The organism is Peribacillus sp. TE19612, assembly GCF_056279465.1.
In genome coordinates this window covers 261,232-287,500 of the sequence record NZ_JBWCCL010000002.1, presented here as the reverse complement: position 1 = coordinate 287,500, position 26,269 = coordinate 261,232, and the positions used below count along the sequence as shown (strand labels likewise).

Genomic DNA, 26,269 nt, shown 5'->3' with positions numbered 1-26,269 from the left:
AAAAGAAGTCCCCAACCGCAAACACAGCTGGGGACATGCTTATTTTACCCTACGTAAGTCAGTTTTTCACCTTTTTTAAATACTTCATCAATCGTACCGCCGCCAAGGCACACTTCACCATCATAGAAGACGACTGCTTGTCCAGGTGTGATTGCGCGGACTGGCTCGTCAAAGATGACTTCAACATCACCATTGTCCAAGACCTTCACCTTAACACCGCTATCGTCTTGACGGTACCTGAATTTTGCCGTGCATGTAAATTCATCAGCAGGCGCATGTTCCGCTACCCAGCTGACATTCACTGCACGAAGGGAATTGGAATACAGCACATCATTATCAAAGCCTTGACACACATACAGTACATTGCGCTTCAAGTCTTTTCCCGCAACAAACCAAGGATCGCCGCTGCCGCCAATTCCCAGACCGTGACGCTGACCGATCGTGTAATACATCAATCCGTCATGCTTGCCCATAACCTTGCCATCCATCGTGACCATATCACCGGGCTGAGCTGGGAGGTAATTGCTTAAAAACTCTTTGAAATTGCGTTCACCGATAAAGCAGATCCCTGTAGAATCTTTTTTCGTTGCCGTGGCAAGACCCGCTTCTTTCGCAATTTCACGGACTTCCTTCTTATCAATATGTCCAAGCGGAAACATGACTTTTTCCAATTGTTCTTGAGTAAGCTGGTTCAAGAAGTACGTTTGATCTTTATTATTATCGACACCGCGCAGCATTTTGTATTCGCCATCCCGGTATTCAACCTGTGCGTAATGACCTGTAGCCACATAGTCGGCACCAAGGCTTACCGCATGTTCAAGAAAAGCCTTGAACTTGATTTCCTTATTGCACATTACATCCGGATTCGGGGTACGGCCCGCTTTATACTCATCCAAGAAATAAGTGAAAACTTTATCCCAATACTGCTTTTCAAAATTGACTGCATAATAAGGGATGCCGATTTGATTACAAACGGCAATTACATCATTGTAATCTTCCGTTGCCGTACAGACTCCGTTTTCATCTGTATCATCCCAGTTCTTCATGAAAATCCCGACCACATCATAGCCTTGATTCTTCAATAGCAGGGCTGACACAGAAGAATCCACGCCTCCTGACATACCCACGACGACGCGGGTGTCCTGTGGTGCTTTTCTCATTCTGTCACCTCATTTATTTAAAGTAAGAATTATCTTCTCACTAATCTATTAACGATTTTAACGGTGGTTTCAGCCGCCTGCCTTACTTCCTCTTCCGTGTTGTTCAAACCGAAGCTGAAACGAATCGAATTCTTCGTCCGCTCCGAATCTTTCCCGAACATCGCCACAAGCACATGCGACGGATCGATTGACCCGGCAGTACAAGCGGACCCGCTCGATACAGCAACACCTGCCAAGTCCATATTTACGAGCATCGATTCCACATTCGTACCCGAAAAACTGACATTCAGCAAATGCGGCAGCGACTGTTCCATGGATCCGTTAATTTCATATTGTACATCCGCCTCATCAAAGACGGCAAGCAATACGTCTTTGAATCGCTTGTATTGCTCCTTTTTCTTTTCCATCGTGCTCTGTGCAATTAAAACAGCTTCTGAAAAACCGGCAATTGCCGGCACACTCTCCGTACCAGCACGGCGCTTGCGTTCTTGTTCCCCGCCATATAAATGCGGATTCAGCTTCAATCCTTCACGAATATAAAGAAAGCCGATTCCCTTGGGACCGTTGATTTTATGCGCGGATACACTCAGCAAATCCACACCCAACTCACGAACGTCGATAGAGATCAAACCATATGCCTGAACCGCATCCGTATGGAAAATGGCTTGATGACCCTTGAGCACCTGCCCTATTTCAGCAATCGGCTGGATCGTACCCACCTCATTATTGCCGAACATGACCGAAACCAAAATCGTGTCGTCCCTCAATGCCGCCTTTAAATCGGCAATTGAAATAAGCCCCGCCTCATTCACAGGTAAATATGTGACCTCAAAGCCAGACTTCTCAAGGTATTGGCAAGTATGCAAGACCGCATGATGCTCAATCTCCGTCGTAATGATGTGCTTCCCTTGTTCTTTATAAGCATTCGCAACACCAATGATCGCCGTATTATCAGCCTCGGTTCCGCCGCTCGTGAAAATGATTTCATTCCGCCCAGCACCGATGCTCGCTGCAATACTCGAACGCGCCTCATCCAAAACATGCCGCGCCTCCCGTCCGAAAGCATGAATGCTCGACGGATTTCCGAAATCATTGCTCATGACCCTCATCATCGTATCGATCACATTCGGATGCATCGGTGAAGTCGCAGCATGATCTAAATATATTCTGTCCACTTTTTTGTCGCCTCCATTAAAAAACGCAAGCGCCTACATAAGAGGCGCATTGCTGATCAATTAAATATAGTACATATAAGAATCGATTTCACCCGTATCCTTGTAGCTCGCCAAATCCATAAGCGTCGTATTATCCAATACATCCTTCACGGCATCGCGAATCCTGATCCAAAGCTGACGCTTCACCGGCTCTTCATCCTCGATTCCCTCAACAGGCGTAATCGGCCCTTCCAATACACGAATGACATCACCTGAAGTAATCTCCTGAGGATCTTTAGACAGGATATACCCGCCATACGCACCTCGGACACTCTTCACCAACCCCGCATTACGAAGCGGCGCAATCAACTGCTCCAAATAATGCTCTGACAAATTATGCGTCTGGGCAATCGATTTCAAACTCTTCGGGCCTTCTCCATAATGTTTAGCAAGCTCGATCATGATCGTCAAACCATAACGGCCTTTAGTAGATATCTTCATACATATACACCTCAAATTATTTATCCGTTTCTAAATTCTTATGAAATTATAGCATATTCCCGCCGGAAATGCATTCACCCGCCCTTCCTTTGTCAAATTATCCTAATTGGAGAGATAGGAAAAGTGAAAATAAAGAATGAAATGTAAACCGATCGAGGGGCATGATCAAGTTATTCGCTCGTGAGGCTAGATCGATTGATACCCTACAGCACACATTAAATACCCAAAGAGACTGCCATAATGGGAAATCACCCTCTTTTTATAGCATAATAGCGCATTTCCCCCATCAGTTGTGATACCTTATATAAAAAGGAGAGGTGCGCAATGAATATTAAACCGCTTGCTTTCCGGATGCGGCCTCGATCGATTGATGAGATCATCGGGCAGGAGCATCTGGTCGGTGAAGGAAAAATTATCGCAAGGATGGTAAAAGCCAAGCAGCTTTCTTCCATGATCCTGTATGGTCCCCCGGGAATTGGCAAAACATCGATCGCAAGTGCGATCGCCGGAAGCACGAAGTTTGCGTTCCGGACACTGAACGCAGTGACCAATAATAAAAAGGATATGGAAATCGTGGCAGCCGAAGCTAAAATGTCCGGTAAAGTGATTCTGCTGCTTGATGAGGTTCATCGGCTCGATAAGGCGAAGCAGGATTTCCTATTGCCTTATCTTGAAAACGGGATGATCACCCTGATCGGTGCAACGACCAGCAATCCCTATCATGCCATCAATCCGGCCATCAGAAGCCGGTGCCAGATTTTCGAGCTCAAATCATTGGTAACCGATGATATAACCAAAGCGCTGGAACGGGCACTTCATGATGAAGAGCGGGGACTTGGTGCATATAAAACCGAGGTCAGCTTTGATGCCCTTACCCATTTCGCGACTGCTTCGAACGGAGATGTCCGCAGTGCCCTTAACGCACTTGAGCTCGCCGTCATCTCCACAGAACCCGATGAGTCCGGAACCATTCATATAGATCTGCAAATTGCCGAGGAATGCATGCAGAAAAAAAGCTTCTCGCATGACAAGGATGGAGATGCCCATTATGATGTCCTGTCGGCTTTCCAAAAATCAATTCGCGGCAGTGATGTGAATGCAGCCCTTCATTATTTGGGTCGTTTAGTCGAAGCCGGCGATCTTGTAAGCATCGCCCGCCGCTTGGTAGTCATCGCTTACGAAGACATAGCTCTTGCCAATCCCCAGGCTGGCCCCAGGGCCCTCGCTGCAGTCGAAGCCGCTGAACGACTCGGTTTCCCTGAAGCCCGGATTCCACTGGCCAACTCAGTGATCGAATTATGCCTATCACCTAAATCGAACACGGCCATTGTCGCAATCGATGCAGCTCTATCAGACATTCGCAGCGGCCATAGCGGCGATGTACCAGATCATCTTAAGGATGCCCATTACAAAGGGGCCACAGAACTAGGCCGCGGCATCGACTACCTTTATCCGCATGACTACGAGAATGGCTGGGTGAAACAGCAATACTTACCGGACAAGCTGCGCAGCAAAAAATATTACAAACCAAAAAAGAGCGGGAAATTTGAACAAGCACTTGCCTCGGTCTATGAAAATATCGAGAAAAAGAAATAACTCCGGATCCCTTCAAATCCGGAGTTTTTTTTTTGAAAACTTTCAACATGCGTTCAATATATTGACTATTATTCTGTAAAAAACCACCAGTAAACCAATTGTGTTCTAAGCAATATGTACAATTGTCAGCCAAACACCCCGGCTAGGTCCTTTCTTAAGAAAACGCTTAGGCTAAATTCCTTTTGAATTGCCTTGCTTGGCCAATTTTTCCCGCAGAAAAAACAGGCTTCCCGTATCTAGTAAATGGATTACAATCCTAGCGTCAATTACGATTCTAGCGGCATGTCCTTTTACAAAAGAAGGCACAACAACTCTTTGGTTGCTGTACCTGTATGGTCAATCTTCGTCTTTATAGATACCCTTCGATGCTTTAATCATATTATCCAGCCACATTTTCTTAAATATATTCACACGACGAGGACTGCCATTTCCCTCACCCTCGGCTGAATTTTCAGTTTCTTCTTCTTCTTCTGCGGCCTCGGAAAGGATTTCATTTGAATTGCCTTCATCTGATGAACTTTCCGTTGAGCTGCTTTCATCTGATGAACTCTCCGTTGAGCTGCTTTCATCTGATGAACTTTCCGTTGAATCGCTTTCGTACGATGAGCTTTCCGTTGAATCGCTTTCGTACGAGGAACTTTCCGTTGTATATTCCATTTATTCTTTAACCTCCAAAATTTATTTATCCTTTAGGGATATCCGTACTGCATATATATGTTCCTACTTTCTAATAGGGACTTTGCTTATCACCCATTTTAAAGTAAATCTTCATTCTAATTTAACTAGTTGTTAAATCTGATTAGCTTTCAGTTGAACTACTTTCATCTTCTGATAAGCTTTCCGTTGAATCACCCTCGACCGATGAGCTTTCCGTTGAATCACCCTCGTCTGATGAGCTTTCCGTTGAATCACCCTCGTCCGATAAGCTTTCCGTTGAATCACCCTCGTACGATGAGCTTTCCGTTGAATCGCTCTCGTACGATGAGCTTTCCGCTGAATCACTTTCGTATGATGAACTTTCCGTTGAATTACTTTCTTCGTATGATGAACTTTCAGTTAAATATTCCATTTGTGCTTAGCCTCCAAGGTTTATTTATTCTTTAAGGATATCCGTATTGCATATATATGCGCCTTCTTTCATGGAGGGACTTTGCTTATCACCCATTTTGAAGTAATATTTTCACGCTTGAAAATTTTCATGAATAAACACTTTTAAAAAAAAGTTCCTTACTTTTTAATAAAAAACTCCGGAATTTCCCCGGAGATACTTCAGCAATTTTTCTTATAAAAAGTAATGGCCACAAACAGCTGACAAGAGAGAATTGTATCTGTCTACATCTTCTATTTGAGCTTTGGCCTCGTTCTTACACGCAACATTAACAGATACTCAAGGCTTTCTATGACCGGAGCTTTTAAAACTTAGTACGATCTCTCCAAATAGTAGAAAGAGCGAACACCAGGGTTTCGATTAACCTTACGTCTCTCGAGTTGGTGTCGCCCTTGGGTTAGAGCGAAAAACTTTTTTACACTGTTGGTAAATGGCTTGATTTCATTTTCTTCAAGAATCGCATCTTAAAAATTAAGTACGTCATCGAATTTTTGACAACCTTTGAAACATTGAGATCAACATTACATAAAACCGCTAGCAATTCGAATGCTCTGTTAGGTAATTTCGGCATTTAAGTTTCGGAAGACTTCACTCCGCTAGTAATGAATTCTGAATTGACTTATGCTAGATCCACATCACGAATATCTGTATTGTCAAAAGTTACACCGAATAGTTCTTTCAAAGTTCGTCTTCACAATGCCCCTTAATGATGCTGTTTACAACTTTCATAACACCTTTGAATTGGAAGCCATTCAAAGGTGTTCGTGTTGTTTACTTGTAGGATCACCAAAGTGTTTTTCTCCAATAAAATAAGCACCGCAATTTGCGATGCCTGAATTTTAGTGTTTTATTCCTCACTAATCTGAACCAATATCCATATATTCAACTTCAATCATTGTATCCGTTAGTTTAATAATTCCTTAATATCCTTATTAACCTTAATCCATGCATTAACTTCATAGCAAATATCCAAACATAATATGTCAACTTAAGTTGTAATGTTTGACCGATATTATTATAGATTCAATTTCTATGTCACGGTTTTATCATTTGCTTGCCCTATTGGAGGAGTTTAATTAAATGCTATTTACTTTTTCAATACCACACAGTTTTCTCCACTATCCTTTATTTCACATAGCTAATCTGATCTTTTATTTAAACAGCCATCTTTGTTTTTTGTTCTTTTAATCGCGGAGTAATTTTTATGTTACCAACTATATATTTACCAAAAGGCAATTTGTTAATAGTGTAAATCATAATTATGGAACAAATGATTCCCCCAATAAATAGATAAACAATTTTGAAATACCCTAAGTCTAAACCAATAGATTCAATCACCTTCGTTAATGCTGTCAAACAGAACCAATGGACTAAATATATTCCATATGAATATTTACTAATTAATTCAACTATAGATGGGATTTTTTTAACCTTATAAAATACCACTAGTAGAGCAAAGATTAAATTCATGGTATAAAACACCATGTCAAACCTTTTTGATCCCGAAGCAATATCACTATTAAAACTATTATAAATTACCAATAAGGTTGTAAAAGGTAAAAATGAGAATACCCAAACTTTATACTTTTCAAGATAACCGATAGTCTTTTTGTAATTCTTTCCGAAATAGTAGGCAACAGCAAAGTAAAAAAACCACCCTATAAACGGCATCCAGTAACCTCTATCCCATATATAATTAAAAGTACCATTATCGAATGGTGGTTGATAAAAATTGAAATACCCTAAGTAAATTATATTAATAACGAAAGCCACAAATAAAACTAACTTAGGTGAAATTCTGTCATCAAGCTTTATAAATAAATGATGTAAAAAGTAGAACTGGAAAATCACCAACACAAACCAGCCATGATAATTTCCTAAAGCATTAAATACAAAGCTTAGAGGTATCTCTGAAACGTTTTTATAGTTGAAAAATACCGAATAAAATAGTCCCATAAAAATATAAGGCAGAAGAATAAACTTTACTCTTTTTAAATAAAACCCCTTTGGCAAACTATTAGGAGAAGTATAGGACAAAATTAATGCAGAAATAAACACAAAAGTCGGTGTACCAAAAGAAAGCATCCCTGCAATAGTTAATAATATAAAGTTAATTACATCACCGTTATAGTCGTAACCTACTGAAAATTTGATTGAATGAAGCAATACTACACTTAGACAAGCGATAGATCTTAAAATGACTATCTCGTTTAATCGCTTATTTTTAAGTGGGACATTTGCATTAATAATAACCAACTCTCTTCCTTTTTCATACTACTTAACTAATATAATGTAAAAAAAAGAGAGTTGACCATACTTGCATATAATTTTTAGTAAATTGACGCATTTTTCATTTATAAATAAAGCACTAGCTTCCTACTTCAGCACCATTTACTTTCTTCACGGTTTGTTCCTAAAGTGAAATCGTTATTGAACTAGGTAATCGTATCCAAAAGATAATCTAGTACCCACTTTAACTGTTGAATAGGTCAATGTGGACACGGTGTTATTATGTTTCAAACAAGATATTAACCCGATTTTAGAACCTTTTGTCAATTTAATGTACCACTGACTAACGGTATCTCCTATTGTATTAGTCACTATAATAGGTACATCTCTCGTTTCATTAGAATGGAACGGTAGAACAATACTACTCCCAAATCCTTGTGTGAATGTTCCCATGCCCTTAATCTCAATACTCCCAAAAAACTTAACATAATTTTCTTTCAAAATATAACTCGCATCTTTTATGAATACCGGTGTTCCGACTTGATTATCCCAATTTAAGTTAATGTCAAAATTCGTCACTCTATCTTTAACGGTAAACCCATTTGCTAAAATGCGATTATTATGGAAATCACAACTAGACGGATCATAAGCTACAAAATAAGTCGGTTTAGTGAAATAGGTAATTGAATCATGATTATCCACTATTGTGTTATTTCTGACCACTGTATCTTTTACATATTCTGTATTACTTCCGTTTACCCTAATGGAAGACCGTGGATTATAACTTTGAGTAGCAATATTTTCATTTTTACCTGCATTAATAATGAGATTATCCTCCACTAAGATGTTTTTAGTGTAGTTAATATATGCTGAATTTGAGCGACTACCAACTAACACTCCGGTACATGGTGCGTCTATTATCATATTATCTGACACTTTAATGTTCTCCAGGGATACCCACGAATAAAGTGAAATTCCGCAAAAGTTTACTACATTCCCAGGGTCAGAAAAAGGTGTAATAAATTCCTTGAACTTTATTGTATTTTCGGTTATTTTGACATCAATTATCGCATTATTCTGAGCTGGAAGAGTGCTTAAATTAGAAATACCCTTACTTGAAGACGCGCCAGAAAACCTGCCTGGATTAATTTCAATGCTGTTATCGGAAATAAATACGTTTTCTAGGCTTCTCTGTGGTACTGGCCACAGAATAATGCCATTACACACATCACTCATTTTGTTTTCCATGACACTAATCCTAGAAACATCTGAAGACTCCACCAAATTGACAGATGGTACAATTAGAACACCATTCATAAAGCCCTCAATGATATTGTTAGAAGCTACACCATCCATTCTATGAGTCTCGATTGCTGTTCTCGCAATAGTATTAGCCGTTTTAATTACATTGTTTTCAATCCAATAATTCTTGGCATCGATATACATTTGTGTTGTATCAACTGTTTCCCCTGTTATGGGATTAGGGGTTTTTGTATTTCTACCCATGTCGTAATTGATTTTATTGTTTCTAATATAAACAAAATCATTGTATGGATCTTCCAAACCTGTTTCACAAGAAATAGTCCATATTCCGCACGAATTAAAAGTATTGTTTTCTATGTGAATATTCTTAGCGCTAACCAAATACACTAGTATTTCTGGTCTACCGCCATTTTTATAATCTATATTATATTTAGCCGGCCTTTCTCTATTCCCATCAATAATTAAATTTCTAATCGATACATTTTCAACGTACTCCAAAGCCAGCAATCCATAGAATCCAGTACATGTATCAGATACTTTTAAAACAGTACCATTACCACCGACTAGGTTAATATTGCTTCTCAATTTTATCTTTTTACTAACAATATAGGTCTTATTTGAAAAATACACGTTACCTATTTTATTAGCATTTGCATAATCAATAGCTTGTTGTATCGCAAAGGAGTCATCCGTATTCCCATCACCTTTAGCACCGAAATTATCAACGTGTACCGCAATTTGATTAATCTGGGCATTAATAAATACTACCATCCTTTCTTTAGCAAAAGCACCCTCGGAAAGGATGCCTTGTTACCTATTACTGACCTTTAATAACACCAGCAATCTTTCTACCTAACAGCGCCCGTCCTATTTCGTTCAAATGTATACCGTCATCGCTAGGAATATAATACAATTGATTGTATTTATTAATTCCCTAACCGTAATACGAATCAACAACCGGATATTTATAAATGTTCTTTAATTCATTAATGGCAGTAATGTAATCTGTTATTTTGACCCCGCTTTTTTCCCAATTATCACTATCTGTCCCCGTATACCCTACTCTAAATTTAAAAGTTGGCGGAACCATGATGATTTTCAGGGGTGGATAGGTTGTTAATAGCGTTTTTAGAGAATGGTTTAATGCTCCCTTAAATGTGGTGATATCAAATTCATCGGCAGAATTAAGCACTGGGTTTCCGTGATCGTTTGTTCCATATGCGATTGTTACATAAGACACATCATTCCAATTAAGCGCTTTTAATCGATTTATTCTTTCCGTGTAATACGTTGGAACCTGACCAACTTTCCCTTCTTGTAAAGTGAAGTTGTTGGAAACGATACTGTTTGCTAACTAATACATAGAAAATGCATCGTACTCTGGCGCAGGGTGTTTTGACATCATACAGCCGCCAAATCCTACATTTATAGTGTTAAGACCTGTTTCTTTTGCAATGGTAGCCGTATATTCCGTTCCTTCGGGGTAAATGTCGGCTGTTATACTATCACCAAAATGCACGGAGGTCTTCGCCTTGAATGGTTTAGCAGCTAGTTTAAACATTTGTTTAGGATTGATTAGTTGTTTAACCCCGTCAAACCACGAATTAGGGAAATTGCTCAAAAATGTCTCGATTTCATCTTTTCTTGGTTCAAGTCCTGCCCCAAACACTTCTGTTAAATTAATAGCGATTAAATTTTTAAATAGAATAGTGTCGCCTACTGCATAATTCAAAACTGTATTATGAACAAATCTAAACGCATTTGTTGAATCTAAAGCTGTCACTATTGAAGAGACTGTATTCCATTGATTGGCTATGACTGGTCTTTCAATAACTTTACTACCAAATCCGATTGATGTGATACTGGCATATTTAGGTTTAATGTCCCCCTCTTAAATAATACTTATGTCCAGCAATCGGGAGGAAAGTAAGTTGCTCTATCCTTCCTGCCGCACTTTTTGAAGTAAGGACAACAGATAATTCATTATTGGCAACTGTACTTGTACTATAAGGTATGTACCAATCTGTTTTACCGTTACTGAAATCTCCATTTTTAACTTTATTGCCAGCAAGAAAGTACGTATCATTTTCAATTTCTTCAAAACGATTATCGGCAGTTGCAAATGTTTTATTTTTTACAATGGATGGACTAGTAACAGCTGACGTATAAATCGCACCGGCTGTCCATGCTGACCCATTCCATGTATACCATTTACCATCGGCTGATACCACATACATGTTTGCATTCCCTGTTGGGAAAGCAGATTGTAAGTCTGCTAATGTAGCATAAGCTCCTTTAGGCGAACCACTAGCAACTGCATTCAATTCTGTTTTAGTTGCCAATGTGCTTGTATCAACTTCTGGAACTTCGATTGTGACGTTCCTATTTACATCTGGCGTAGCTCCATTCACTTTCTTCACAGTTTCCGCCTACTGTGAGATTACTGTTCATCTGGAATGGTGAAAATTTGAAGTGGATATGCTTCTTTCTTAACTTCTTCTTCCTTTGCTACAATTAACAGTCCACTATCGGTATTATTAATCACTCTATACTCAATACCCCTATAACCGTCCTTTTTTAAATTCGTTACCCTTTCTATGTCACCGAGAAATGAAAAGGTACTTTGGAAGCAACGTTTTCAATACGGCCTTCCCATGAAACCTTGAAAAACCCCATGACAATTTACCTAGATGAAATCCAGACTTTATATAGCGTGCTTCTTCAAGGCCATTGCTTATAAAACACTGCTAGATTAGCATTCATTTCATAAAACTTTAAACAAAAATTAAGAACTATTAAACTTTCAAGTCGCTACAGAAACCTTTTATTGGCTACTAAACATGTCAAAGGTATTATAAAATAGCAAAATATACTATTCTTTTACTATGAAATTAAATATAATAGATGAAGTGGTTACAAAAAGAGGAAGGAAGTAAACTATGAGACATGAAAAAAAGAAGAAAAAAAAACGGACATGGCTGAAGGTAGTCGGGATAATTGTCCTACTTTTTATACTAGCCGGGGGAGCCTTTGCCTACTCCGTATGGAATTCACTGACAAAAACCGTTGAAACGATGCATACACCAATAGACCGTACCACGGATAAACGAACGAAAGACCTTGCACTATCAGATCAGGAGCCCTTCTCGATGCTCATGCTTGGTGTCGATGAACGTGATGGCGACAAAGGCCGTTCAGATACAATGATCGTCTTGACAGTCAATCCACAAAAGAAATCAGTCAAAATGCTAAGCATTCCGCGTGATACAAGGACCGAGATCGTCGGTCATGGGACTCAGGATAAAATCAACCATGCATTTGCCTTCGGAGGCGCGAAAATGTCCATGGATACCGTTGAAAACTTCCTAGATATCCCAATCGACTATTATATGAAGATCAATATGGAAGGCTTTAAGGATATCGTTGACGCAGTCGGCGGCGTGACCGTTCAAAACGATTTGGACTTCACATCCGATGGCATTCATTTTGCAAAAGGTACGCATACCCTTAACGGGAAAGAAGCCCTTGCATATTCAAGAATGAGACATGATGATCCGAGTGGTGATTTCGGCCGTCAATCCAGACAACGTGCCATCATCGAAGCAGTCATCAAGGAAGGTGCAAGCCTTTCCTCCCTGACGAAATTCGATGAAGTCTTCGATGCACTCGGTAATAATATCCAGACGAATTTGACGTTTGATGACATGATGGACATCCAAAAGAACTACAGGGACGCAAGCAAAAGCATTACCCAGTCGTCCATAAATGGCAATGGAACGAAAATCGACGGAATCTACTACTATATTGTGTCGGATGAAGAAAAAGAAAAGGTTAAATCCGAATTAAAAGAACAATTATCCATCAAATAAGAAAAAATGTAAGAGCTGTCCGGACCCGCATCCTGACAGCTTTTTCATTTTCCCCGTCCAATATTCTGACAAAAAACGAACACCAAATGTAGAGATTTGTTGGAATTTTTGTTGTTTATTAGGCATGAAAAGACGGTATAATCTAATATGAGCTGACAATTCCATCTTCCCCTTGCCCCTTTCATCACTTGACACTATTATTCTTTGGACCCGGAATTCCATCAACCATCATTCATCAACTATAATAAATGTCCTAAACAAAAGGAGTGGATTTAAATGAAAATCAAAGCAGGCAGCTGGGCTATGCTAAGCAAACAGGACAAAATGTTTATTCTGAAAGCCATCAGTGACCGTTCAAAAATGAAATATGTTTCATGAGAAGTAGATCTTTTCGCCATTACATGAGAGCATCGCCTCTCCCTTTTCAATAAAACGAACTTGAGCCTGAAAAAGGAGAGGAATCTATTCAAACTGATAATCCCATAACAAACACCATTCGCCTTTTTCCTTTACGACATAGCAATTTTATTCCAAAATAAACACCCCATAGCGAGAAATGAAGACCTGTGTGACTCTGGTATTTCATAGGCCGATTTATGCTGCCTCCCAAAAACTAATTCAGACTCCAGTTCTTCACTATCTTTGGGACATTATACTGAAAGATTTCTACATCCATATGCTGTAAAAATACATGTGACCGATTTTGCACATAATCTGCCCGATTCGGAAACCGCTGCTTCATTTCAGAACTTAACAATTCCCCAGGACTTCCCGAACTCCGCTTCACTTTCATACTGATATAATTCTTCAACCACGCTTTTTGATCCGCTGGGAAAAAGAAAAATGATACAGGCTCCTGCAGCTAAAACCACAAGAATAGCCGTCAATACTCCTATTGGAATCTTATTTTGTCTCCTCACCACCCTTACAGGTTATGTATCATTAATATATATAATGGAAAACCATAAAAAAGAAGCATGTTGACAAACATGCTCCTTAAGTAGTATATATATCGGAAATGATTTCTTAGATTCATTGACGCCTTCTCCTTCGATACCAGAAAAGAGAAAAGAAGATTCCCAGCAAACCGCCAAACGTATCCAATATGACATCTTGCCACAAGGGAGTTCGGCCACCGGTTAGTTTTTGATGCAGTTCGTCTGCACTCGCATATAAAAGGACACATAAAAGAGCGCCTGAAAACGAAAGAACAGGCTTCTTCACAAAACGGCCCCAAACACGATACATCAATAATCCAAACACAAAAAAGATAAAAAGATGGGCACCCTTCCGAAGAAAAAACTCCAAAAAGCCATTTACTCCAGCTGTTTGGGCACTCACCTCAACCCCTCCATACATGAATGAAATGCCACTCAGCTTATCATACCAATATGGCGTATTGAACTGCGTTAAAAAAGGGGAAATACTTTGCTCCTCATATGTCTGCGAGGAAAAAAAGAAGATGACCATTGCCCATGAAACGAGCAAAATAAGGATGAAGTATCTACGAATCATATACTATCAGGTTGTTCAATGATCCCGCTTAATTTCTCCTTAATCTCTTCCACAAGTTCATTTACAGTAACATCTTGTCCAGACTCACCCTTGGCAAAAGTGTCTTTTAAAATATCAAAAAAATCCATTCGAAATTTCCACTCCAATATTTAATTGAGCCACCATTTCATACTGTTGTCCTAATCCTTTTTTCAAAAATAAGGAATATAGCTCATTTATTTGATAATCACATATATAGTAGGGATTGGCAAGCGGATTCTACTATATTATCAGAAAAGTAACTAAAGTTTAACATTCCTTTAATATTCAAGGGAAGGAATACTACTAGTGAATATGTGAGATAAAAAACAAAAAAGGACCGATTCTTCAGTCCTTTCGATACCCATATTATGATTGTCCCATAAAATATGTCATTAATGAAATCAAAACTAATGTAATGGTAATATAAGTGCCAATAAAAATTTTCTTACTTCTCTGTTTCTTTTCATAAACTTCCTCGAACGTAATGAATTTGTTTTTTGTCTGACATCGCCTTTTACGAAGTCCCTTTGCTTGATCTCTATAATTTAGTATCGGCACATAACCAAAAACTTTTAGGTATTATTAACTATTTTTTATAGGTTATATTTCTTATTTTTATAGCAGGTTACGACTAAAGCATTATGTATACTAACTAGGTTCTATGATCATCCTGTTAAATCCTGCCTAGGTATCATTTTAATATTTAAATTTATTAAGCGCTTACTTTATAAAATTCATGATTATTTTTATCCAACCGCAAAATGCCAACCATAACGGTACACTGAATAAAGTTCCCCACATTAATCCCTTCAAAAAGGCAATAGGTACATCCATAATAAAAATCCCCCTCAATAAGGTTGCATTTTTATTATTTTCGCCAAGTTCTTTATTCTGGATACCTTTTAAGTTAATGAAAACAAAAAAAGAAGACTGTATAACAGCCTTCCCTAACATAATTTTTATCCCCTGATTTGCGTTTTCCATTTCATTTTCCTTTTATGAACTCTCGCACTTCTTCAATAGATAATCCTAGATTTTTAGCCTCTAAAACTAGATAAACCCATTCTTCCCGTTCATTGTTAGCTTCCATGATAAACCCCACCCAGCTTGTGGTAACACAGCCGTCTTAGCATGTAGCCTTAGACCTGTAATTTTGCGTCCCTACTTTTCAATAGGTTTGCCTTTCTCAAGAATATTTTACATTATTATTAACCAAGATTAATAAATCTCTTGAATCCTATTTCCATGGTACTAAATAAACCATCTTTCCCTAAAACATTTCCCCTTAATTAAAACTATATTAATGTTAATTATACTTAAAAACGTAATAATAGCACTTAATACTATTCGTATTTTTATGTCATTTTTCAACATCTTTCATCAAAAAGTGACATTACAATGTAAAAACACTGGTATAATGCGCTTTCTTTACAACTCTTTTATTAATAATAGATTTATAATAGCATAAAAAAGCTGAATTTACTATTTTACAAAAATATTCTTTCGAAATAAGCGTGCTAAGTGATTCAATTTTAATTTATTTACCCTAAGAAAAAAAGCCAGCATTACAAACCATAATATGGCTGTAACCTGACTGTTTCGTGAACTTCAAATATTTTTGGTCAAACCGAGAAATAACAATCACCATTGAAAACTTAAAAACGTTCCCCACAATAGTCCCAAAACAAGAACTGCTGAAAATAAAAGATCATCTCTTTTATAGTAGTTTTAGACTTTTAGCTCCTTAGACTATCCATTTCGCCAAAGGAGAGCTCACTGTATATTTACTCATTCACCTTCTTAACAAAAAAGGGCCTGATTTCTCAGTCCTATTACGTATTTCCAAGAAAAAAAGTCAATAAAGAAATCAAAATTAAAATAATAGTAATATAAGACCCAATAAAAATTTTCTTACTTCTTTCTTTCTTTTCATGAGCTTCCTCAAACGTAATAAACTTGTTTTTTGACATCAAATTCTCCTTGTGTTTTGATGGCGCTTACATCGACTTCTGCGAAATCCCTTTGCTTGATCTTCATATTAAAGTATCGTCAAATCAGAAAAAATATTAACTGTATTATTCACTATTTTTATACTGAGCTAGATTTAATAAATTAATATCTGATCTTTATCATATAGTTTACTATAAATCTACAAAATATATTAATTCAAAATCTTCCATTATACCCAAAAGTCTTTTATATCAAGATAATAATACTTAAACAGTTTGTAGTTGATTAGAAAACAGTTCATAAAAAAGAAGGCTGATTAACAGCCTTCCCCATGTGACATATTCTTATATTTTCCTTTGATATGATGACTTATCTAGTTCTGTTCTCTCACTTTAACCTTCTTCTATGTTGGTTAAAAATCTTGATGAAAATACTACTATCATCTGATTTAAAAAACTTAACTCCAACTAATTTTAAGGGTGTCCATATTTCTCTCATTTGGTATAAAGGCATATTAAAAAAATTCACCCTTTCTTAATTAACCCAGTCAATAGAGCAACCGCTCTATAGGTATGAGTCATTGCTTTAAATAGTTACTCTTTATTTAATTCATATAATAATACCCATTATTTAATTGATTAATCCACATAATAGAAATTCATTTTCTTGTGTCTACTCAATGTTATAAAGAAAGGTCGGCAAATCGGATTTAATTAGAGAATCACATACTTGATTCCATTTGGATGCCTAGTAAATTGCTAAACATCCCTCTTTTTTCACTCGCTAATTGGTTATATTCACCGACTTGAATAATTTCTCCCTGATCCATTACCAATACTTGATCCGCATTGCGAATCGTCGATAACCGATGAGCAATAACTATAATGGTCATGGTCCCTTTTAATCTTTCGATGGCGGCTTGTATCTTAGCTTCATTTTCCGTATCTAATGCACTTGTTGCCTCATCTAAGACAAGGATTGCTGGTTTACGTAAAATGGCTCGAGCCAGTACAAGTCGCTGTCTTTCTCCTCCTGACAATCGAACTCCTCTATCACCAATGAGTGTATCAAGACCTTGTGGAAGCTTACTGACAAAATCATCAGCAGCAGCGAACTCCAAAGACTCCCAAATGGATTCATCACTTGCATTCGGGTCAATAATCATCAAATTTTCCCGTATAGTTGCATTAAATAGAAAGGGATCCTGCGGTATATAACTAATCGATTTCCTTAGTGATAATAAGTTATCACTAGTAAGTAAGATATCATCTATCCTGACCTCACCCCGATCAGGTTGATTTAATCCCATTAATAGATCAATTAAAGTACTTTTTCCTGCCCCTGATCGGCCTACTATAGCCGTCATACGGTTAGATGGTATGTGTACATTTATATTTTTAAGGGCATAGGTACTTTCATTAGGATTATATCTAAAATAAACATGACGGCAATCTAGCCCTTTTTTTATTTCGATTGACTTTATATTTTTATAATCCGATTCATATAACTCTCTTGCTTCCCTACATTCATTTTGTAAATCTAACAATGCTTTAAAAGATGGAAGAGTAGATCCTAATTGTTCTAAATTAGATTGGATACTTGTAAACCTTGGCCATAACCTTGAAAAAATAACCATGATCAGCATTAATTGTGCTGGCTGGGCCGAGAACATTTTTATTGAAAAAAAGACAAAAATTGCAATTAAGACTGAAGATACAATTTTGAAGATCATTTGGGACGTCGTATTTAAAGTCGTTAACTTGATTCTGTTTTTTTCCATTTTTTCAGTTAAGGAATGAAACCAACTCAAATGAGAATCTTCTAATGAATTACTTTTGATATCCTTCATTCCATTAAGGTGATCCGTAATACCCGCTAAATATGTTTGTGTTAGTTGAAAAGTTTCTTTTCCTAAAGACTGAGACTTTTTGATGAATTTCCTGGAGAAGAAGATTAGGATCAATCCAAAAACTATGATAAAACTAGTCATTGTAACAGATAAATAAAGAGCTATACAGATTTGAATGAACGTAAAAATAAGAGAAGATAAAAACTGTAAGAATAAATTAATACCCGCACTAACATTGAACGTTTCATTTGTCATGATGTTGATGATATCCGTTTTCCTCTTTTTCAGGTAAAATCCCCAATTTACTTGCAGCAAACTTCCATAGGCCTCATCTCTTAAATGTCTAATAAAACCCTGTTGGATTTTCACTCCTAAGATTGTTTGATTCCGCTTAAAAATGCTTTGTCCTACCATTAAAATCACGTAAACTCCCAGTATCAATATAAGACTAATCGTTTCAGGAATTCCTATGAATAATTCATTAACCCAACTTAAAAAAGGAACTTCCTCTGTACTAATATCTAAAATACCGGTCAAACCAATCAACGGGATTAATAAGAAAATTCCTACCCCCTCTAAAAAACCTATTAAAATCATACAAATAAGATTGATATATAGAATTTTCCCCGAATAATCATGTATCCGCTTGGTAAAATGCAAGAGATGCTTCAAAACCATATCCTCCTATCACAGAGCTTGTTTCTTCGTTATCCCGAATGTCTACAGAGCTTTTTGTAATATTACTAAATTACGACATTTGAAGAAAAGGTATTGGGGCACATTGTAGGTTTATAAGAACTTCTACCTAAATGGATATAATATAATACAAATGGGGTTGGTGCTTCGTAGAAAAAGGTAATATACTCGCTATGATAAGCAACCATTTCCGGAGGAGATCGTGTTAAACGTTCCCCCTGTTATAATAGGTATCGTGAGCTTTATCTAGATTCTTGTTCTTCCAGCTATTCAATACTGTTCTCTTTAGCGAATTTAGAAACGACAGTGAACCTATCCATCACTTCAGCACCGGTTATATAAAAAGGACCGCTGCGTAGCCAAGCATGTGCAATGAGTTCTCCATTCTCATCTTTAGCTGTACCTAAATAAAGAGTACTATCAATATTTCTTTTCTCCAGCATCTTCATTCCAGCCATCGCTTTTACAAGGCATTGGCTTTCCCAAAAAGTATAACGACTCATAATATGAATAGCTCGCGATATGCTGGCTAGTACCTCTTTATCCGATGAATTGGAGGTATATGAAGTCTCTTTCATTTGTTCACCAAGTGATGGAGCAACTTTTGAAAATGAGATGCTCTTAAGATAGCGGGCTCTACCTAAATGTAAAAAGGCCTCAATAAGCAGCAGCTTGGTTTTAAAGTTCAATCGAAGAAAATTGCGAGCTTTCTTTGTGATATTCATTGTTTCCTCCTAGAGCTAGTCATTCATGATACTAGGAATTGATTCTATCTTCTATTTTAACTAGGCCTTGCTCTAACAATTTATTTATAAAGTCCGTGACTTGTTCCTCACACTCAGTTTGTTCTACATCATATTGAGACTGTAATGTTGTAACTAACTCCTGAATCGTAACGGGCTCCTTCACTAGATCCCATATCTCTCCACCCAATTTACCTAAGTTATAATACTTTCCTTTTTGAACACTTAACATCACTTTTTCTCCATCCATATCACTAACAATGTTACCCTCTCTTTGTACAATTGCTTTTTCTAACGTAATTTGTTGTGTTTTCAAAATAAAGAATCCTCCTCGTTTATATTTTCTAATATTTGAGATACAAGATTATTGACTGTAAATCCTATGTTAGGCCGATGCAATTGATACATATGGATACTATTTAAAATATTTACCGACTCCATAAAATGCCACTCCATTAAGCCTAATCGTGGGACTAAAAAATTACGGTATGTATGAGAGAATAAAGTTCGGAAACGTTCTAGTTGATTTATTTTTTGTAGTGTAACTTCTCCATGATTTGTTTTTACTAGTTCGAATACAGCGCTTAATGGTAAAGGTTCATTTGAAAAACTAGATGCAACTGGTACAGAAAATTTTGTTTCCCTTTCAAATAAAGGCTGGTAATCTTTCTTTTCTATTCCAAAAGCTTGTAAACTTTCTTGCCATAGTTTTTGTTGTGGATATGAGGGAGTTATAAAGGGTTTATTGTCTTTTGATAGAGAAACAGGGATAACATCATCACTTAAAAGTTGAAATCCTTCTTTTAAAAAGGCAGCAGCAAGTGTTGATTTCCCCGCCCCTGAATCACCAATAAAAGCATATGCCTTCCCATTTATATCTATTGCACTTCCATGCAAAGGTAATACTTTTTTCTGAAGTAAGATAATCCCCATGCATGTTCCAAGAATATATAGTCGAATATGATCCTCATCAGAATTCGATATAGGGGAAACGATAATTTTCTTTCCTTCTTGAATCTTGAATATGGCAATGCCGGGAACTTCAAACATAACCATATGATCCTCAACAACATATTTTTGTTTTGGCAAAAGTACTTGCTTCTCCCAAAGCTCTGATAAATCCCCGTATTCAATTTCCACATCGGTCATGTCCTTAGAAATTCCGAGTTTGGGTACCTCTGGAAGGAGTATTTCACTAAAAAGGTTCAATCCGAAAGCTCTATAACCTAAATTTTGTACAATCTCTACCATCTCTTTCACTCCAAATACTAGAAAAATTAATCAAAGCCCTTATACCTTAAAAATTGTATAAGAGCAGTTATTACTGGGGAAAACAATCAAATCTTTAATTAACTATGGTGAACCATTTCATCTGGATCATTCTGCACACCATCAGGGATCATTATACCGGGACCTCCCATAGTCATGTTGATGTTAAGTACTTCTAATTTTGGAGTTTGCCATTCTTTTTTCATTTTTGTCACCCCCCTTCAATGAGGTTATTTAATAGGCTCTGTTAAACTATATGGTTAATTCTCTTTTTTCAACGATCATCATCATAAACATTGCCTTTTAAGAAAACGATAAACAATTAAACCTCTCATTAAAATTCTAAATTCAGAATCAAAGGCAACATTAGGTTGAGGTTCTGTGCGAAACTTGTTAATTGCCTTCTTAATTACTCCCATATTCAAAAAATTAGCTATAAACGGATCCTGACTAAGCTGTTCCACTTCACCAACAAACTCCTTCCAGTTAGGGAGCATTCTAGCAATGGTATCTGCACCCTGAACTCCCCGGGTTTTCTGGTTTAATCTAATGTCATCAGGCAAATACCCTTTTGTGGATCGTCTAATGAGTGATCGATCTAAACCATTCTGCACAAATTGTTCCAAAGGAAGAGATAAACAAAATTGAATAACTCGTAAATCATTCGTAGGGTCATGTCCCTGTAATGAATACAGCAAGGATAATTTAGTTCCACTTGTTCCCGTTGTATTCCACATATTCAGATAACCAAAGTGATTTTTCCTAATCTCATTAATATTTGTAGGATTAACGCCCATTATATTGATTCCTTGTTCCTCTAGTTTAGAAAAAACTTTAGTTCTCCGAGCAAAATCATCATTAATTAATAATGGCGAATCATCTTGATTATTTGCTTTGATATTAGGATGAAAAGGATAAGCCTTTCTTCCAATCACTTTCATTACTCTCGATCTTTTTACACCCATATTTTTGCTATAAGAATTTACTTCATGATAAAGGCGGATCCATCTCATTTTTCTTAATAATAAGGCATAGTAATCAAAAGTCGGTCCCCAAGAAATTGTGAAATTTCCCCTTGCACCGTTTAACAATACTCCTATTCCAAGCTTGTTAGCCTCTTCATATATCCCCTTCACCCAGACGGAATTTTCAAAAAACTTATAGGGCATTTCCATTATTTCTAGCCAATCATCTAGTACTGATAATGAGCTTTGGCCTTCAAACTTTAAATACTTAGCATTGATATTTCCAACATGATTAACTGTAGATTTAATAAGTGGACTCTCATCTGCTAATCGTTGTTTTGGGGTCCAATCATCAAATTCATCAATAGGGATAGAGCTAAAGGTATATAATTTTTTGTTTTGGTTTCGGAGGGTATTTGCAGCAAAGCTGACAACCGATCCTGAATCCAATCCACCGCTTAAATTGGCTCCCACTTTACGGTGTGTCCGTAATCTCGAAGTAGCTGCTCTTTGAAAAACATCTCTAAAAGCCTCTTCGTATTCGTTATTTGATTTCAAGTGCAATTTCTCACTATCTACCACGGAACAATATCTCGAAAGCATTACTTTATTTTCTACGATTGATATTGTATGGGAGGGAGGTATTTGATCTATATGTTTATAGACTGTCGAAAAAGCATCTACAGTATCATTCATCCCTGGAATTGCTAAAAACTCCGCTAACCATTGCTCATTCAGTTTTTTTTCGATATATGGTAATTTAAGAAGGGGTTCAATAGTTGTACAAAAAGCAAATTTCTCATGATTTTTGTGATAATAAAGCGTCCTACTCCCTGCGAAATCTCTTGCCCCAAATAACTTTCTTTTCTTCTGATCCCAAATCATAAATGCAAAGTCACCGATTAAATGCTTAGGAGCTTCTTCACCCCATTTTTGATAACTTAATAGAATAAGTTGACTATCAGTTAGAATACTTCTATCTATTTTACTAATATGTAGTTTGTCGAATAATTCTTCACGATTATCAATAATAGCGTCAGCGGTGATTGTACACTGCCTTTCAGAATCGTGGAACGGAAGCAGTTCACCTACAGATTCAGGAGTAATCCATTGAGCATGACAACCAAGAAAAATCTTATCTGAATGCCACATTTGGATAGAATCAGCAGGGTACTTTTGTAAAGCCGTCATCATATAATGGCATTGTTGAAGATTTATAAGCTCTTCATTAAAATGATAAATACCGGCTATTGCACTCATGTTTTCCCCCTACTTGTTTTGTTATGTAAATAAATCACATTATCTTCCTTCGGTGCTGGTTAAAAATTTTGATGAAAACACTTCTATTATCTGATTTAAAAAATTTCACCCCAACTAATTTTAAGGGTGTCCATATTTCTTTCATTTGTAATAGAGGCATTATATTCATTCTTTCTTCATCAATTTAAGGAATGCTTTAAACTTGCTTTCTGTTTTTTACTTTCAGTATTTTATATGGTTCTTATAGTAAGTTCATAATTAAACTTATTTCCTAAGTAATGAACTCGCCACTTTGTTCTATCACACGAAAATGTTGTTCGTTATTAAGAATTACATAAGCTAAAAGTATCATCTAATAATACCTATGTCAATAACTTTTATTTCGATATATATATTTTAAAAAAAGACCTAAATTGGTAAATTAAATACAACTCCCTTAGGGTCTTAATGAGAACCTCCCTTTATTGCTTTTGTTAAATGGGTTCCCTTTACTTAAGAAATAATTATTCTATTTCTTTTCAATCGAACACGTTCGTATGATTGTAAGGATACATAAAATAGATTAAGGTGTCTTCCTCTTTTTCCTAATCTGATATTCTTAAATACGAATCAATTGTTAGCTGTTAAGACTTGGGAGAAAATTTTGTCTGATTTTAAAAACATTTTCAAAGCAGATTCTACACTAGTAGCAGTTTTGCTTAGAATCCATTAGAGAAATAATTTTCGTGGTATTCGCCTGATAGGGTTAGTAAAGCTCGTTCTTATATATACTAAAATTCCCTATGTCAAATTCATCTCCGGTTTCAGCAAAAAAACCTTTTTAAGGGAGGCCGTTCTTTTTGTGCACCACCTGACTTTAATTTTTAAATCTATATCCTTATCAGTCAGCTTTGTTTAAATTGTTTGACAGAAGGGGGGAATTAAGTTCATAGAATCCCTTGGTAGTTTTATTAAAAAATAGAAACTATTTTTCCATTTGTTAAATAAAGGAGATAAAATGAGTTAAAGATAATGTAAGGCCTATATTATATTCTTTCTTTCATTATATAGGAGTACCTATTTTAACAAAGTTTATATGTATCAATTTATCTAGTAAACCGCATTTGCGCTCTTGAGAAATAGTCCTTATTCAATTCGATTTCTTGTGGAGAAAGACTACTTTTGTGAAGCTGAAATTTCGTGATTAAGGATTTCCCTTTTCTCTGAACCTGTCAAGTGTAAATGAAATATAGCCTTTGTTATACTATTATTTTAATTATTTAGAATTAACTTTTTATTCAATATTTATGATACACGAGATAACAATGTTTTTCTTTGTTATGTGTTACATTTAATTTTACAATTAACATAAAAAGACCTATCCAAATATCTTTCAATTATTATAATTTGTTAATCGTGTTTTGTACTTTACTGTAAAAGTCTATCAATTAATATAACTTATTTTACTAGAATAATTAGGAAAAATTTATTAATTAAGAGCTATGAATATTTTTATTTCCCCTCACCTTTTATGTTTTAACTAAAAACCCCCCATAGGGGGGGGGCATGATCAGGGTTTTGTTAACTGTCTCCAAACCCATAAAAAAGGGCGTAAAGGAAAATATAAAAATTGAAAAGTTTTAGGTAAATTTAATGTCTTTGCATCCGCTATTCTAGGATAAAATAAAATCAAAATGGAGAGGAATTTCTGTAGAATTGACTTTAATGAAAATAGATATACCTTATAGTAGGTAGTAGACATAATATTATCTAAGGAATTAGTTTCTTTAATAAAGCAAATAGCTTTTTGCGCTAATTTTTTCGAACGATTTTGTGCCATTAATACTTGTATATCTTTATTTATTGGTGTATTCAATAGTTGAGAAGATAATAAAATTGCTTGTCCTACCAAATGTTTATTTTTATATTTTATTTGGATAAGATTAATTTTTTTAACATTTATCCCTTTTCTGATAATCTTATCGATATCTAACAACCACCGAAGACGAAACCAACCATGACGGGCACCATGAGAAACGAGATATAAAAACAGATCATCTTTTCCCAAAAAATAAGTAGGATAGCTTGTGATATTACTTACCCTTTTCCGTTCCCATAAATCGTTGAATTTTGGTTCTTTCATCGGAAGAGGTTGTAATCTCCAATGAATTTCAAGTTGTATATTTTTTTGAGGATGGAAATAAACTATATGGTGGTTCCTCAATTTCCAGTCGTTCAATAAATTGGGTACCACATCTTTAATATATCCAATACTTAGAAGTGCCTTCTCTACTTTTTCAAGACTAGCCATTGGAATTAACATATCTAAATCCTTTGAAGTACGAAGAGAAATATCTCCATAAAGCTCCGCACCAATTACTGGGCCTTTTAAAAAGAGAAGAGGAATCTGATTTTCATTAAATAATTTACTCATTAGTTCCATTTCTCTGCTTAGGTGAAGCATGTCAAAGGTATTTTGTTTGTATTCTTTGTATAGTGTCTGAATAACGTATGTAGGAATCCTATTATCTTCTAATTTTTTTATCTTTGGATATATTACTGGATAAACACGATGATGTATTGCTAATTGGAGAAATGAGTCCCAATCAACGTGTGTAAATAATTCACTTTGAAATGACACAATATTATCCTCTTGTTCTATCTTTAAAATTTCAAGTAATAATGTTAATTCTTTAGTTATGCTTGACAAATTAAGACTTTGTTCTTCCATTAACCTCACCTTTCGTTCTCTAAGTAAAATCACTCTCTAAATATATATTCAAGTATCGATCGTAACTAAACAATTAATATAAATATGTTAATAATAAACTTCATCTACTCTCACTTGCAGCTTGATTAAAAAATTGTTAGGAAAATTGGGAAGGTGTTTTTGTATCCAACTATAAATTAAGCATTTTTTTCTCCACAGTTATTCTTCAATTAACATTTTGGAGGGAGTTTGAAAACAACGCATTTAATTTCAAAAACATTCTGAATATTAATTGAATAGTTGAACGTAATAAGAATAGCGGAGTCCAAAAGCATCTAAAGGGAGTATAGATAAATTAATCTAGAAAAGGTAAAGTAGACTTAACTAAACAACTATTGAATAGAATCTCCGATATATGAAGACGATTAATAA

Annotated in this window: 23 protein-coding genes and 1 riboswitch; of the genes, 2 read left to right on the top strand and 21 right to left on the bottom strand. The window is 36.1% G+C overall.

From position 1 onward, the window contains the following. Positions 1-44: 44 nt before the first annotated feature. The 3 genes from mnmA to cymR are packed head-to-tail and all read right to left on the bottom strand — an operon-like array spanning position 45 to position 2,815. Positions 45-1,160, bottom strand: coding sequence for a tRNA 2-thiouridine(34) synthase MnmA (gene mnmA, locus ACZ9AO_RS04655; protein ID WP_034308651.1), 1,116 nt, complete (start codon positions 1,158-1,160; stop codon positions 45-47). A gap of 29 nt (positions 1,161-1,189) precedes the next feature. After that, positions 1,190-2,335 (bottom strand): cysteine desulfurase family protein, encoded by a 1,146-nt coding sequence (locus tag ACZ9AO_RS04650; RefSeq protein ID WP_476108573.1) that lies wholly within the window; start codon positions 2,333-2,335, stop codon positions 1,190-1,192. A 60-nt stretch (positions 2,336-2,395) separates the two neighbouring features. Then, a complete protein-coding gene (cymR, locus tag ACZ9AO_RS04645) occupies positions 2,396-2,815 on the bottom strand; it encodes a cysteine metabolism transcriptional regulator CymR (protein WP_076365115.1) in 420 nt (139 codons plus the stop codon). 324 nt (positions 2,816-3,139) lie between these two features. Here cymR and ACZ9AO_RS04640 point away from each other — a divergent pair, with 324 nt between their 5' ends. Then, positions 3,140-4,411 carry a replication-associated recombination protein A gene (locus ACZ9AO_RS04640; RefSeq protein WP_063594216.1) on the top strand — a complete coding sequence of 424 codons (1,272 nt, stop codon included), beginning with the start codon at positions 3,140-3,142 and terminating at the stop codon, positions 4,409-4,411. 336 nt (positions 4,412-4,747) lie between these two features. Here ACZ9AO_RS04640 and ACZ9AO_RS04635 read toward each other — a convergent pair whose 3' ends face one another. The 7 genes from ACZ9AO_RS04635 to ACZ9AO_RS04605 all read right to left on the bottom strand — a co-directional run bounded on the left by ACZ9AO_RS04635 (position 4,748) and on the right by ACZ9AO_RS04605 (position 11,431). Continuing rightward, complete coding sequence (locus tag ACZ9AO_RS04635) at positions 4,748-5,068, bottom strand: hypothetical protein (RefSeq protein WP_476108572.1); 321 nt, start codon at positions 5,066-5,068, stop codon at positions 4,748-4,750. A 142-nt stretch (positions 5,069-5,210) separates the two neighbouring features. Continuing rightward, positions 5,211-5,480 (bottom strand): hypothetical protein, encoded by a 270-nt coding sequence (locus tag ACZ9AO_RS04630; RefSeq protein WP_289350465.1) that lies wholly within the window; start codon positions 5,478-5,480, stop codon positions 5,211-5,213. Positions 5,481-6,674: 1,194 nt separating this feature from the next. After that, positions 6,675-7,775, bottom strand: coding sequence for an acyltransferase family protein (locus ACZ9AO_RS04625; RefSeq protein WP_476108571.1), 1,101 nt, complete (start codon positions 7,773-7,775; stop codon positions 6,675-6,677). A 171-nt stretch (positions 7,776-7,946) separates the two neighbouring features. Then, positions 7,947-9,782, bottom strand: coding sequence for a glycosyl hydrolase family 28-related protein (locus ACZ9AO_RS04620; protein ID WP_476108570.1), 1,836 nt, complete (start codon positions 9,780-9,782; stop codon positions 7,947-7,949). Between the two features lie 163 nt (positions 9,783-9,945). Next, entirely contained in the window at positions 9,946-10,251 is a 306-nt protein-coding gene (locus ACZ9AO_RS04615; RefSeq protein WP_476108569.1) for an SGNH/GDSL hydrolase family protein, read from the bottom strand. Positions 10,252-10,365: 114 nt separating this feature from the next. Continuing rightward, a complete protein-coding gene (locus tag ACZ9AO_RS04610) occupies positions 10,366-10,794 on the bottom strand; it encodes a hypothetical protein (protein WP_476108568.1) in 429 nt (142 codons plus the stop codon). Positions 10,795-10,888: 94 nt separating this feature from the next. Next, a complete protein-coding gene (locus ACZ9AO_RS04605) occupies positions 10,889-11,431 on the bottom strand; it encodes a hypothetical protein (RefSeq protein WP_476108567.1) in 543 nt (180 codons plus the stop codon). A 519-nt stretch (positions 11,432-11,950) separates the two neighbouring features. Here ACZ9AO_RS04605 and tagU point away from each other — a divergent pair. Further along, positions 11,951-12,880 (top strand): polyisoprenyl-teichoic acid--peptidoglycan teichoic acid transferase TagU, encoded by a 930-nt coding sequence (tagU, locus tag ACZ9AO_RS04600; protein ID WP_476108566.1) that lies wholly within the window; start codon positions 11,951-11,953, stop codon positions 12,878-12,880. 1,032 nt (positions 12,881-13,912) lie between these two features. Here the strand turns inward: tagU and ACZ9AO_RS04595 are convergent. The 11 genes from ACZ9AO_RS04595 to ACZ9AO_RS04545 all read right to left on the bottom strand — a co-directional run bounded on the left by ACZ9AO_RS04595 (position 13,913) and on the right by ACZ9AO_RS04545 (position 25,858). Beyond that, positions 13,913-14,395 (bottom strand): VanZ family protein, encoded by a 483-nt coding sequence (locus tag ACZ9AO_RS04595; protein WP_476108565.1) that lies wholly within the window; start codon positions 14,393-14,395, stop codon positions 13,913-13,915. After that, entirely contained in the window at positions 14,392-14,523 is a 132-nt protein-coding gene (locus ACZ9AO_RS04590) for a YwzD family small protein (protein ID WP_255294649.1), read from the bottom strand. The genes ACZ9AO_RS04595 and ACZ9AO_RS04590 overlap by 4 nt, the downstream gene beginning before the upstream one ends. Before the next feature lie 613 nt (positions 14,524-15,136). Beyond that, complete coding sequence (locus ACZ9AO_RS04585; RefSeq protein WP_336866456.1) at positions 15,137-15,400, bottom strand: hypothetical protein; 264 nt, start codon at positions 15,398-15,400, stop codon at positions 15,137-15,139. A 1-nt stretch (position 15,401) separates the two neighbouring features. Further along, positions 15,402-15,506, bottom strand: a complete 105-nt coding sequence (locus ACZ9AO_RS04580) for an anti-repressor SinI family protein (protein ID WP_336866457.1) — start codon at positions 15,504-15,506, stop codon at positions 15,402-15,404. A gap of 18 nt (positions 15,507-15,524) precedes the next feature. Then, positions 15,525-15,608, bottom strand: a riboswitch (cyclic di-GMP riboswitch). 1,479 nt (positions 15,609-17,087) lie between these two features. After that, positions 17,088-18,887 carry an ABC transporter ATP-binding protein gene (locus ACZ9AO_RS04575; RefSeq protein WP_476108564.1) on the bottom strand — a complete coding sequence of 600 codons (1,800 nt, stop codon included), beginning with the start codon at positions 18,885-18,887 and terminating at the stop codon, positions 17,088-17,090. A 290-nt stretch (positions 18,888-19,177) separates the two neighbouring features. Beyond that, on the bottom strand, positions 19,178-19,636 hold the full coding sequence (locus ACZ9AO_RS04570; protein ID WP_476108563.1) for a lasso peptide biosynthesis B2 protein: 459 nt from the start codon (positions 19,634-19,636) through the stop codon (positions 19,178-19,180). Between the two features lie 31 nt (positions 19,637-19,667). Continuing rightward, complete coding sequence (locus ACZ9AO_RS04565; RefSeq protein WP_476108644.1) at positions 19,668-19,973, bottom strand: lasso peptide biosynthesis PqqD family chaperone; 306 nt, start codon at positions 19,971-19,973, stop codon at positions 19,668-19,670. Further along, on the bottom strand, positions 19,967-20,905 hold the full coding sequence (locus ACZ9AO_RS04560; RefSeq protein ID WP_476108562.1) for an aldolase: 939 nt from the start codon (positions 20,903-20,905) through the stop codon (positions 19,967-19,969). Before ACZ9AO_RS04560 ends, ACZ9AO_RS04565 begins: the two co-directional genes overlap by 7 nt. A 98-nt stretch (positions 20,906-21,003) precedes the next feature. Further along, positions 21,004-21,129 (bottom strand): paeninodin family lasso peptide, encoded by a 126-nt coding sequence (locus ACZ9AO_RS04555; protein ID WP_053535780.1) that lies wholly within the window; start codon positions 21,127-21,129, stop codon positions 21,004-21,006. Between the two features lie 81 nt (positions 21,130-21,210). Beyond that, complete coding sequence (locus tag ACZ9AO_RS04550; RefSeq protein WP_476108561.1) at positions 21,211-23,148, bottom strand: asparagine synthase-related protein; 1,938 nt, start codon at positions 23,146-23,148, stop codon at positions 21,211-21,213. Between the two features lie 1,549 nt (positions 23,149-24,697). Continuing rightward, positions 24,698-25,858, bottom strand: a complete 1,161-nt coding sequence (locus ACZ9AO_RS04545; RefSeq protein ID WP_476108560.1) for a nucleotidyltransferase domain-containing protein — start codon at positions 25,856-25,858, stop codon at positions 24,698-24,700. Positions 25,859-26,269 lie beyond the last annotated feature (411 nt).